10 protein-coding genes are annotated in these 11,878 nt (G+C 49.4%); 9 read left to right on the forward strand and 1 reads right to left on the reverse strand.

The features are described 5' to 3' along the window. Positions 1-65: 65 nt before the first annotated feature. Positions 66-1,253, reverse strand: a complete 1,188-nt coding sequence (locus DXC57_RS00535; RefSeq protein WP_022359714.1) for a ribose-phosphate pyrophosphokinase — start codon at positions 1,251-1,253, stop codon at positions 66-68. Positions 1,254-1,532: 279 nt separating this feature from the next. Between DXC57_RS00535 and DXC57_RS00540 the strand changes: the two genes are divergently transcribed. The 9 genes from DXC57_RS00540 (at position 1,533) to DXC57_RS00580 (ending at position 11,802) form a co-directional block, all read left to right on the forward strand. After that, positions 1,533-2,987 (forward strand): DUF512 domain-containing protein, encoded by a 1,455-nt coding sequence (locus tag DXC57_RS00540; RefSeq protein ID WP_118467626.1) that lies wholly within the window; start codon positions 1,533-1,535, stop codon positions 2,985-2,987. Between the two features lie 231 nt (positions 2,988-3,218). Next, complete coding sequence (gene der / locus DXC57_RS00545; RefSeq protein WP_118472304.1) at positions 3,219-4,550, forward strand: ribosome biogenesis GTPase Der; 1,332 nt, start codon at positions 3,219-3,221, stop codon at positions 4,548-4,550. Next, positions 4,550-5,182 carry a glycerol-3-phosphate 1-O-acyltransferase PlsY gene (gene plsY, locus DXC57_RS00550; RefSeq protein ID WP_022359710.1) on the forward strand — a complete coding sequence of 211 codons (633 nt, stop codon included), beginning with the start codon at positions 4,550-4,552 and terminating at the stop codon, positions 5,180-5,182. The genes der and plsY overlap by 1 nt, the downstream gene beginning before the upstream one ends. Positions 5,183-5,440: 258 nt before the next feature. Continuing rightward, positions 5,441-6,451, forward strand: a complete 1,011-nt coding sequence (locus tag DXC57_RS00555; RefSeq protein ID WP_118472305.1) for an NAD(P)H-dependent glycerol-3-phosphate dehydrogenase — start codon at positions 5,441-5,443, stop codon at positions 6,449-6,451. A 322-nt stretch (positions 6,452-6,773) separates the two neighbouring features. After that, on the forward strand, positions 6,774-7,967 hold the full coding sequence (locus DXC57_RS00560; protein ID WP_118472306.1) for an ABC transporter substrate-binding protein: 1,194 nt from the start codon (positions 6,774-6,776) through the stop codon (positions 7,965-7,967). A gap of 290 nt (positions 7,968-8,257) precedes the next feature. Then, positions 8,258-9,139 (forward strand): branched-chain amino acid ABC transporter permease, encoded by an 882-nt coding sequence (locus tag DXC57_RS00565; protein ID WP_022359707.1) that lies wholly within the window; start codon positions 8,258-8,260, stop codon positions 9,137-9,139. A gap of 112 nt (positions 9,140-9,251) precedes the next feature. Continuing rightward, positions 9,252-10,316 carry a branched-chain amino acid ABC transporter permease gene (locus tag DXC57_RS00570; protein WP_106999829.1) on the forward strand — a complete coding sequence of 355 codons (1,065 nt, stop codon included), beginning with the start codon at positions 9,252-9,254 and terminating at the stop codon, positions 10,314-10,316. Positions 10,317-10,319: 3 nt separating this feature from the next. Continuing rightward, a complete protein-coding gene (locus tag DXC57_RS00575; protein WP_022359705.1) occupies positions 10,320-11,078 on the forward strand; it encodes an ABC transporter ATP-binding protein in 759 nt (252 codons plus the stop codon). 13 nt (positions 11,079-11,091) lie between these two features. Further along, positions 11,092-11,802, forward strand: a complete 711-nt coding sequence (locus DXC57_RS00580; protein ID WP_022359704.1) for an ABC transporter ATP-binding protein — start codon at positions 11,092-11,094, stop codon at positions 11,800-11,802. The last annotated feature ends 76 nt before the right edge of the window (positions 11,803-11,878 follow it).

An 11,878-nucleotide genomic window follows, 5' to 3' on the forward strand; every position in this document is an offset into this window, starting at 1 on the left:
AACATTCATCTGTGTATGCAGGAGTTTTTTGAAATTTACAGCCGTTTATCAGCCGTCAATTCTCATTACATCTGTCCCTCGTTATACCGCTTAATCAGCTTCTGGATCTTCGCAGTCGGAGTCAGTGCGTTCTCCAGAGATACGTTATGGTTCAGGGAGTTGATGATTGCAGCGATAAACTTGCTCATATCAGCTTCTACATACCAGTCACGTTTAAGAAGTTCCGGCGTGTGGTAGTTTAAGTTGGTGGTTACGACGCAGTCGAGGTAACCTTTTGCGAAAAATTCGTCGAATTTCTCAAGTCCGTTGGTGAACAGACCGAAGGTAGCGCATACAACGACGCGTTTTGCCTTGCGCTCTTTGAGGGCGCGGCAGGTGTCCAGCATGCTCTCGCCGGAGGAGATCATGTCATCGATGATGAGAACGGTCTTTCCTTCAACGGAAGAACCTAAGAACTCATGGGCAACGATTGGGTTACGTCCATTGACAACACGGGAGTAATCGCGGCGTTTGTAGAACATACCCATGTCAACACCCAGGTTGTTTGCCAGATATACGGCGCGGGACATAGCGCCCTCGTCCGGGCTGATAACCATCAGGTTGTCCTTGTCGATCTTTAAGGTTTTGTCATGGTTCAGTAATGCCTTGATAAACTGGTAGGTCGGCATGAAATTATCAAAACCGCTTAACGGAATGGAGTTCTGTACACGCGGGTCATGTGCATCGAAAGTAATGATGTTGCTTACGCCCATCTGAATCAGTTCTTCGAGCATCATCGCGCAGTCAAGGGATTCACGACCGCTGCGCTTGTGCTGGCGTCCTTCATATAAGAACGGCATGATAACATTGACACGATGTGCGGTAGCAATGGATGCGCCGATGATACGTTTTAAATCCTGGTAATGGTCGTCCGGGGACATATGATTGGTAAATCCGCTCATTTTGTAGGTCAGGCTGTAGTTGGTTACATCGACCATGGCGTAAATATCGGTACCACGGACAGACTCATTGACGATGCCTTTTGCTTCACCGCTTCCGAAACGCGGGCACGCGCAGTCAAGCATGTAGGAATCAGCATCATAGCCGCGGTACTGTAAATTTTCCTGACGTTTTTTCAGGACTTCAATATCGTTGCGGCGGAAATTGATAATGTGGGAGTTGACTTTCTCAGCCAGATCCCGGCAGCTCTCCAGTGCGGCAATTTTAAGCGGCGCAACCGGAAGCGTGTCATTAAACACGTAGTCATTCGACATGATTATACCTCCAAACAGTGTAGGTCCTTCGATGCATGCGGGCAGAGCGTACAAGTTTGTCTGCCATTTGCAGGACATAATACAACTATTTTATACCATTTTACGATAAGAAACGTCAATAGCAAATGAGAAAATTACAAAAAAAATCAAATATTTGGCTTGCTTTTGAAAAAATCCACATCTGCGAATCAGAAGCACAACTTTACAAAAAAGCTGATTACTGTTAATATAATACTGGATTCTTAGGGTTTAAAAATATTTGAAATGAGGATTTTATAAATGAAAAAAGGTCATCTGATAAAATCGGTCGATCCGGGCTCGATTGCGGAGGAAATGGAGCTGGAGCCGGGGGACGTCCTTCTGACGATCGATGGAGATGAGATAGAGGATATTTTTGATTATGAATATAAGATAAACAGTGAGGAGATTACGCTGCTGGTCCGCAAGAAGAACGGCGAGGAGTGGGAACTGGATATCGTAAATGAGTATCAGGATCTGGGGATTACCTTTGAAAATGGTCTGATGAGCGATTATCGTTCCTGCAGGAATAAGTGCATCTTCTGTTTCATCGACCAGATGCCGCCGGGCATGCGTGAGACACTGTATTTTAAGGACGATGATTCCAGACTTTCGTTCCTGCAGGGCAACTATATCACGCTGACGAATATGAAGGATAAGGATATTGAGCGGATTATCCGGTTTAAGCTGGCGCCGATCAATATTTCAGTGCAGACGACGAATCCGGAGCTGCGCTGCAAGATGCTTCATAACCGCTTTGCCGGTGAGGCACTCCAGAAAATCGACCGCCTGTATGAGGCGGATATCCCGATGAATGGTCAGATCGTTTTATGCCGGGGCGTCAATGACGGGGCGGAGTTAGACCGTTCGATCCGTGATCTGACGAAATACATTCCGGCGATGCAGAGTGTTTCGGTCGTGCCGGTCGGTCTCTCGAAGTACCGCGATGGTCTGTATCCGCTTGAGCCGTTTACACCGGAGCAGTTGGGCGATACCATTGATTTGATAGAGAAATGGCAGAAGAAGATCTATGCGGAACACGGTATTCACTTCATTCACGCCAGCGATGAGTTTTACATGGGCGCCGGGCGCCCGCTTCCGGAAGCGGATCGCTATGATGGCTATATCCAGCTGGAAAATGGGGTCGGCATGATTCGCCTGATGGAGGAGGAGATAGCCGAGGCGCTGGAGCAGCTGCATCCGGGAGAGGCTGGCGAGGTGTGCCCGGAGGAGATTTCGATTGCAACGGGACGGCTGGCTGCCCCGTATATTGAGCAGTATGTAGAGCGCGTGTGCCGCCAGTTCCCGGGGAAAAAGGTACATGTATATGCGATCCGCAATGACTTCTTTGGTGAGCGGATCACGGTGGCGGGGCTGATCACGGCAAAGGATCTGATTGCACAGTTAAAGGAACAGCCGCTTGGCAGCCGCCTGCTGCTTCCAAGCGCCATGTTCCGAAGCGGCGAGGAGACATTTCTGGATGATCTGACCCGCACGGATGTACAAAATGCTTTACAAGTTCCGGTGGATATTGTAAAATCAAGCGGACGTGATTTTGTGGAAGCAATTCTGGCTCCTGTGAAGGAGGAAAGCTCCAGGCATGGCGAGTATGAGCCGGATCCGGAGGAATTTGCCGCTCAGATGGATGATAACTGGCAGGAAGAAGATCTGGATGGCGTACAGGTGTACGCATATGAGCCGGAAGACCTGGATTAGGATGCCCCGGACGAAGTCGTTTGTTTTGAAGAGGAAGACTCAGATCTGGAGGATGAGAAAGAAACGTGATGGCTGGAAATACAGAGGAAAACGTGCTTTCGGACACACAGAAAGAAAGCGTCTGGATGTGAAATGCATCACAATGAATGAAACAAGTAACTGGACAATAAAAATAGCAGCTGTGGATTTACAAACCAGCTGCGGAGCATGAAAATAAATGGAGGCATAAATATGAAAAAGAAACCGGTGGTGGCGGTCGTTGGACGTCCAAACGTGGGAAAATCCACCCTTTTCAACGTCCTTGCGGGCGATATGATTTCGATTGTAAAAGATACTCCAGGTGTAACGCGTGACCGTATTTACGCGGACTGTACCTGGTTAGACCATGCTTTTACCCTGATCGATACTGGCGGTATCGAGCCGGATACGAAGGATATTATCCTGTCCCAGATGCGTGAGCAGGCGGAGATCGCGATCGCGACGGCGGATGTGATCCTGTTTATCGTAGATGTGCGTCAGGGCATGACCGATTCGGATTCCAAGGTGGCGGATATGCTGCGTAAATCGAGAAAACCGGTTGTTCTGGCGGTCAATAAAGTAGACAATCCGGCGAAATTTGGCAATGATGTCTATGAGTTCTACAACCTCGGTATCGGTGATCCGGTAGCGATCTCGGCAGCCTCCCGTCTGGGACTGGGCGATCTGCTGGATGAAGTCGTGGCACATTTCCCGGAGGGAAGCGGTGACGAGGAAGAGGATGACCGTCCGAGAGTGGCGATTGTCGGAAAACCAAACGTAGGTAAATCTTCTATTATAAATAAGCTTCTGGGCGAGAACCGCGTCATCGTATCGGATATCGCCGGTACGACCCGCGATGCAGTCGATACAGAGATTGTCCGCAACGGTACCGAATATGTCTTTATCGATACGGCAGGTCTGCGCCGCAAGAGCAAGATCAAGGAGGAGCTGGAGCGCTACAGCATCATCCGTACCGTAACGGCGGTTGAGAGGGCTGATGTGGTTCTGATGGTCATCGATGCGAAAGAGGGAGTAACCGAGCAGGATGCAAAGATTGCCGGTATCGCACATGAGCGTGGAAAAGGTATTATCATCGTGGTAAATAAATGGGATGCGATCGATAAGACCGATAAGACTATTTATGAGTACACCAATAAGATTAAGACCGTTCTGTCCTTTATTCCGTATGCGGAGTTCGTGTTCGTATCCGCACTGACCGGACAGCGTATGAATAAGCTGTTTGAGATGATCGACATGGTGCGCGAAAATCAGACACTGCGTATTGCAACCGGCGTTCTCAATGAGATCCTGGCAGAGGCAGTGGCACTGCAGCAGCCGCCGTCTGACAAGGGCAAGCGTTTAAAGCTCTACTATATGACACAGGTAGCGGTCAAACCGCCGACATTCGTTGTGTTTGTCAATGATAAGGAACTGATGCATTTCTCATATACACGGTATCTCGAGAACAAGATCCGTGACGCATTCGGATTCAAGGGAACTTCCTTAAAATTCCTGATCCGCGAGAGAAAGGGGAAGGATCAATAATGGAACGTCTCATCTGTATTGTGATTGGCTATATCTTTGGTCTGATCCAGTCCGGCTATCTGTATGGAAAGGCAAATCATATGGATATCCGCCAGTACGGCAGCGGAAATGCCGGTTCTACGAACGTCCTGCGTGTGATGGGAAAGAAAGCGGGCGCGATCGTATTTTTAGGGGACTTTTTCAAGGCGGTGTTTGCAATGGCAGTCTGCCGTCTGCTGTTTAAGGGAAATGCGGATGTGGATCTTCTTGCATTGTATGCGGGTCTGGGAGTCACACTCGGTCACAATTTCCCGTTTTACCTGAAATTCAAGGGAGGCAAGGGAATTGCCTGCATGGCGGGCATCATGACAGCGATGGATCTGCGGATTACGCTGACCTGTTTCGTGATTTTCTCCGTAACGGTGTTCCTGACCCGCTATGTATCGCTTGGTTCGATTCTTGTGTCGATCACCTTTTTTGCAGAGCTTGTGATCTTTGAGAGCATGGGTTCCTACCGGGTAAGCACGCCGAACCGCATCCAGTTCTATGCACTGGGCGCGATTCTGATGTGCATGGCGATCTGGCGCCATCGGAGCAATATTGGGCGTCTGTTGTCCGGCACAGAAAACAAACTGGGCGCGAAGAAATCATGAAAGAAGTTTAGCAACACTTTACATAGTTGCCATAAGGTAATTGTTCACAGGTGGGCACTTTTGGAACCGAAAGTGCCGTAAGAAAACGTGGTGGCAGCAGGAATTTGCCGTATTTAAATGCGAAGCCACGGCAAATTCCGTTACTGGGCACGTATGCATGAACAGTAACGTCATAAGTAGTGGGAATGTATAAAAATTTCCAAATAACATTGACCTGTAGAGAGAAGAAGAGAGAAAAGCAGGTCGGGAGGTATCAGGATGGCAGCAGTAGGAATTATCGGAGCCGGAACCTGGGGCACAGCCCTGGCGGTGCTTCTGAACAATAATGGGCAGGATGTGACAATCTGGTCCGCATTTGATACAGAGATCCAGGAAATGAGCCGCACCAGACGGCACAAAAATCTGCCGGAGGTTGTACTTCCGGATCAGATCCAGATGACAGCTGATCTGCGCACCGCGATGGCGGAGAAGGATATGCTGATTATGGCGGTTCCGTCCGTCTATGTCCGCAGTACGGCGGCGAAGATGAAGGAATACCTGCGTTACGGTCAGATTGTCGTGGATGTGGCGAAGGGAATCGAGGAGCAGAGTCTTATGACGATGTCACAGGTCATCGAGGAGGAACTTCCGCTGGCGGAGGTAGCCGTCCTTTCCGGACCGAGCCATGCCGAGGAGGTGAGCCGGGGACTTCCGACTACCTGTGTGGCAGCGGCGCACCGCAAAAAGACTGCCGAGTTCATGCAGAGTGTGTTCATGAGTCCGGTGTTCCGCATTTACACCAGCCCGGACATGCTGGGCGTGGAAATTGGCGCGGCTCTTAAAAATGTCATTGCGCTGGCAGCCGGTACAGCGGATGGGCTGGGATGCGGCGATAACACGAAGGCGGCACTGATCACCCGCGGAATTGCGGAGATTGCCCGTCTGGGTATTGCAATGGGCGGAAAACAGCAGACCTTCTACGGATTATCCGGCATCGGTGATTTGATCGTAACCTGTGCGAGCATGCACAGCCGCAACCGCCGGGCGGGTATCCTGATTGGAAAGGGATACACGATGGATGAGGCGATGAAGGAAGTGCAGATGGTTGTCGAGGGCGTTTATTCTGCGAAAGCCGGTCTTCTGCTGGCACAGAAATACGGCTGCGATATGCCGATCGTTTCCCAGGTCAATCAGGTGCTGTTTGACGGAAAATCTCCGAAAGAGGCGCTGGCGGATCTGATGATGCGCGATCCGCGGATCGAATCGAGCGATCTTCCGTGGGAAGGATAATTCAGACGGCAGCCGTTTTTCTGAATTTGAGTGATAGAATTCGGAAAAATAGCAATGAGATCTACTATGTTTTTCTGGAAAATGCAGGTGTCTGTGTCAGGCGGACAAAACTTGTAAAAAGTGTTTACTATAACCCGTAAGAATATCTAATATAACTACAAGATCTGGAAAAGAGAGAATTTAGCGCAAAAAGTTGAAAATCTGCTAAATTCCCTCTTTTTTAGGTGGTTTTTGTATTGACAATTAGAGGGGTAAAATTTATAATTGCCTCATTCAAATAGTTGTTGTATTCCATTGCAGCATAGAATTGGAGGAGAATATTATGAAAAAAAGAGTAGTTAGTCTTGGGCTTGCGGCCATGATGGCGATGTCTATGACCGCTTGCGGCGGTTCTGGAAATGCGGGCACTTCTGAATCAGCAGCAGAAGATGCACAGGGCGCAGAGGGAGTTGACGGCGAAGTATTTAAAATCGGCGGCATCGGACCGATCACCGGCGCGGCTGGCGCTTACGGCGAGGCTGTAAAGAATGGTACTGAGCTGGCAATCAATGAGATCAACAAGGCTGGCGGTATCAATGGTTACCAGGTAGCGTTCAACTTCCAGGATGATGAGAATGATCCGGAGAAGGCGATCAACGCATACAATACCTTAAAAGACTGGAACATGCAGATGCTTCTTGGTACCGTTACTTCCAAGCCGTGTATCGCAGTTGTAGCAGAGACAGCAGCAGATAACCTGTTCCAGCTGACTCCGTCCGGATCTGCTGTTGAGAGTATTTCCGGCGACAACGCATTCCGCGTATGCTATTCTGACCCGGATCAGGGACGTGCATCCGCTCAGTACATCGGCGAGCACAAACTGGCAACCAAGATCGCTATCATCTACGACAGCTCCAGCGAGTACTCCGATGGTATCCGCGAGTCCTTCGTAGCAGAGGCCCCGAATCAGGGTCTGGAGGTAGTAGCCAGCGAGGCATTTACATCTGATAACAATACCGATTTCTCCGTACAGCTTGATAAAGCAAAAGAGTCCGGCGCTGATCTGGTATTCCTGCCGATCTACTATCAGGAGGCATCTGTTATCCTGAAACAGGCAAACGATAAAGATTTCCATCCGCAGTTCTTCGGCTGTGATGGTATGGACGGTATCCTGAGCGTTGATGGCTTTGATAAGTCCTTAGCAGAAGGTCTGATGCTTCTGACTCCGTTCTCCGTAGACGAGGAGTCCAGCCAGGACTTCGTAACTGCTTACCGTGATGCTTACGGCATCGACCCGCTTCAGTTCGCAGCAGATGCTTACGACGGCGTATATGCAATTAAGGCAGCTGCAGAGAAGGCAGAGATCACACCGGATATGAGCACTTCCGATATCTGCGATGCACTGAAAACAGCTATGACTGAGATCCAGATCGATGGTCTGACCGGTACAGAGATGCACTGGACGGCAGAAGGCGAGCCGCAGAAAGCGCCGAAAGCTGTAGAGATCAAAGACGGCAAATATGAGATGATGCAGTAATTAAAAATTTAAAAACTTCAGAACCGTTGCGGCTATATGTATGTAGCTCTGATGGGACTGCTACTGGATGTCCGGCGGCACAGATGGCTGCCGGGCATTTAGTAACAGCTTTCTTTTTAAAACGGTTCACTGCACATGCTTGCCTGCGACGGCAACCAGGTGTTTGCTTTCTGCAGACTGCGAGACGGTCATACTTGTTCTGCTAAATTCGGTCACAGGTAAACATGTGCAGCGAAATGCGTGTACAGGGAAATGCGAAAACGTAGAAACAAAGAGGTAGGTGTATACATATGAGTTTTCTTTCTTATTTAATCAATGGCATCAGTCTGGGAAGTGTCTATGCGATCATTGCACTGGGCTACACCATGGTTTATGGCATCGCGCGCATGCTGAACTTCGCACACGGCGATATCATCATGGTAGGCGGTTTCACAGTGTTTACGATTGTCACAACGATGGGCGGTTCTCCGGTTGTGGGTATTCTGGCTTCGGTGGTTGTGTGTACAGTGCTGGGCGTTACGATCGAGCGAGTTGCATACAGACCGCTGCGTGATGCGTCACCGCTGGCAGTTCTGATCACTGCGATCGGTGTCAGTTATCTGCTCCAGAACGTGGCGCTTCTGATTTTTGGTTCCAATGCGAGACAGTTTACATCGGTTATTACTGTACCGGCATTAAAGCTGGCTGGCGGCAAGCTTTCGATCTCCAGTGTCACGATCGTGACGATTTTAAGCTGTATCGTGATTATGGCTGCCCTGATGACATTTATCAATAAGACGAAAATGGGTCAGGCGATGCTGGCGGTTTCTGAGGACCGCGGTGCGGCAACCTTGATGGGTATCAATGTAAACCGCACGATCTCCGTAACCTTTGCGATTGGTTCCGCCCTGGCGGCAGTAGCAGGCGTGCTGCTCTGCTCGGCATACCCGTCCCTGTCTCCGTACACCGGTTCCATGCCGGGTATCAAGGCATTCGTGGCAGCGGTATTTGGCGGTATTGGTTCGATCCCGGGCGCATTTATCGGCGGTATCCTGCTTGGTATCATTGAAAACCTTGCCAAGGCGTACATTTCCTCCCAGCTTTCTGATGCGATCGTATTTTCTGTCCTGATTATTGTGCTTCTGGTCCGCCCGACCGGTATTCTCGGCAAGAAGATGACGGAGAAAGTATAATAGAGAAAATTATACGATGGTTCATGCCGGGGACTTTTGAAACGGAAAGTGCTGTGTGAAAACAAGATGGTGCATGAACTGCAATAAGCAAGAGAAAGTGCAGGTGTTTAAAATGAACGCATATAAAAATAAAATTCGGATTCAGAATGCGATCACGTATGCGATTGTAATCGGCTGTTACATTCTGATTCAGATTATGATGGCAGGCGGCCATGTAAACAGTCTTTTAAAGGGTATTCTGGTTCCACTTTGTACCTATACGATTTTGGCGGTTTCCTTAAACCTCACGGTTGGTATCCTCGGCGAGCTGAGTCTGGGTCATGCCGGATTCATGTGTGCGGGTGCGTTTTCAGGTGCATTTTTTAATCATGCCATGAAAAATCTGATCGCAAGCAACCAGGTACGCTTCATTCTGGCGCTCTTTGTCGGTGCGGCGGTAGCGGCGGTATTTGGTATCCTCATCGGTATTCCGGTTCTGCGTCTGAAAGGAGACTATCTGGCGATTGTAACGCTGGCATTCGGTGAGATCGTTAAAAATATTATCAATGTTCTGTACGTCGGCATCGACGGAAACGGAATCCACGTTTCCATGAAAGATGTAGCTTCCTTAAAGCTGGCAGCGGACGGTCAGGTGATCATCAAGGGTGCACAGGGTATCACAGGTACACCGAAGACGGCGACCTTTACGATCGGCATTATCCTGGTACTCCTGACCCTGTTTATTGTATTGAATATCATCAATTCCCGGACAGGCCGTGCGATCATGGCGATCCGCGACAACCGTATTGCGGCAGAGTCTGTGGGTATCAATATCACGAAATACAAACTGATGGCATTTACCATCTCTGCTTCCTTAGCCGGTGTGGCAGGCGTTCTGTACGCACACAACCTGGCGACGCTGGCAGCGACCCCGAAAAGCTTCGGTTATAATATGTCCATTATGATCCTTGTATTTGTGGTTCTGGGCGGCATCGGAAATATCCGTGGTTCCATGATCGCGGCGGTTATCTTAACCCTGCTTCCGGAGATGCTTCGAAGCCTCAATAATTACCGTATGCTGATTTACGCGGTCGTCCTGATTGTAATGATGCTTTTGACCTCCAGTCCGAAGGCGATCGAGGTCCGCGGGCGCATCTTTTCATCATTCCGGAAAAAGAAGACAGAAGGGGAGGCGTAAATCATGGCAATGCTGGATGTAAAAAATTTAAGTATTTCTTTTGGCGGTCTGAAAGCGGTCGATGATTTCAGCATCACGATAGAAAAAGGACAGCTCTACGGCCTGATTGGACCGAACGGCGCTGGTAAAACGACTATTTTCAACCTTTTGACGGGCGTGTACAAGCCGGATGGCGGACGGATTCTGCTGGATGGAAAGGACATTACCGGTCACAAGGCAATCCAGATCAATCAGGCAGGCATCGCGAGAACCTTCCAGAATATCCGTCTGTTCAAGGAGCTGAGCGTGCTTGACAATGTAAAGGTTGGTCTTCACAACCATCATAAATATTCTACGCTGAGCGGCATTCTGCGTCTTCCGTCCTATTACAAGGTTGAGAAAGAGATGGATGAGCGCGCGATGGAGCTTTTGAAGGTGTTTGACCTCGACAAAGAGTTTGATTATAAGGCATCGAACCTCCCATACGGCAAGCAGAGAAAGCTGGAGATCGCCAGAGCGCTGGCGACCGAGCCGAAGCTTCTGCTTCTTGACGAGCCGGCAGCCGGCATGAACCCGAATGAGACGGCAGAGCTGATGAAGACGATCCGTTTCGTGCGCGATCATTTTGATATGACCGTACTTCTCATTGAGCATGATATGAAGCTGGTCTCCGGTATCTGCGAGCGCCTGACGGTCTTAAACTTCGGTCATATGCTGGCAGAGGGACCGACCAGCGAAGTACTCAGCAATCCAGAAGTTATCAAAGCATATCTGGGAGAATAGGGGGAAGTTTCGTATGTCAATGCTGGAAGTAAAAGATTTACAGGTATATTATGGTGTGATACAGGCACTCAAGGGAATTTCCTTTGAGGTAGAACAGGGCGATGTGGTAGCGCTGATCGGTGCCAACGGAGCCGGAAAGACGACGACGCTTCACACGATCACGGGTCTGCTGCCGTCCAAGGCAGGCAATATCACATTTGAGGGAACGGATATTACCCATGTACCGGGCTATAAGCTGGTATCAATGGGAATCGCCCACGTGCCGGAGGGGCGCCGTGTGTTCGCTTCCCTGACGGTTCTCCAGAACCTGAAAATGGGTGCGTATACGAGAAATGACAAGAAGGAAATTGAAGATACGATCGAAATGATTTACAAGCGTTTCCCGCGTCTGAAAGAGCGCAAGAACCAGCTTGCCGGAACTTTGTCCGGCGGCGAGCAGCAGATGCTTGCGATGGGACGCGCCCTCATGAGCCATCCGCGCCTGATCGTTCTCGACGAGCCGTCGATGGGTCTGTCCCCACTCTATGTTAATGAGATTTTCGATATTATCCAGGAAATCAACAAGGACGGAGTGACCGTTCTTCTGGTCGAGCAGAATGCGAAAAAAGCGCTCTCCATTTCCAATAAAGCATATGTGCTTGAGACGGGCAATATCGTTCTGAGCGGTGATGCGAAAGAACTGATGAATAATGAGAGAGTGAAGAAGGCTTATCTGAGCGAATAAAAATGTTCTGTGAGCCGGAGCTTTCCAAATGGGAATATTCATAACCCCCTTATGGTCTGAATACATTGTATCAGCA

It is taken from the genome of Clostridium sp. TF06-15AC, assembly GCF_003481165.1.
Lineage (GTDB): Bacteria > Bacillota > Clostridia > Lachnospirales > Lachnospiraceae > Otoolea > Otoolea fessa.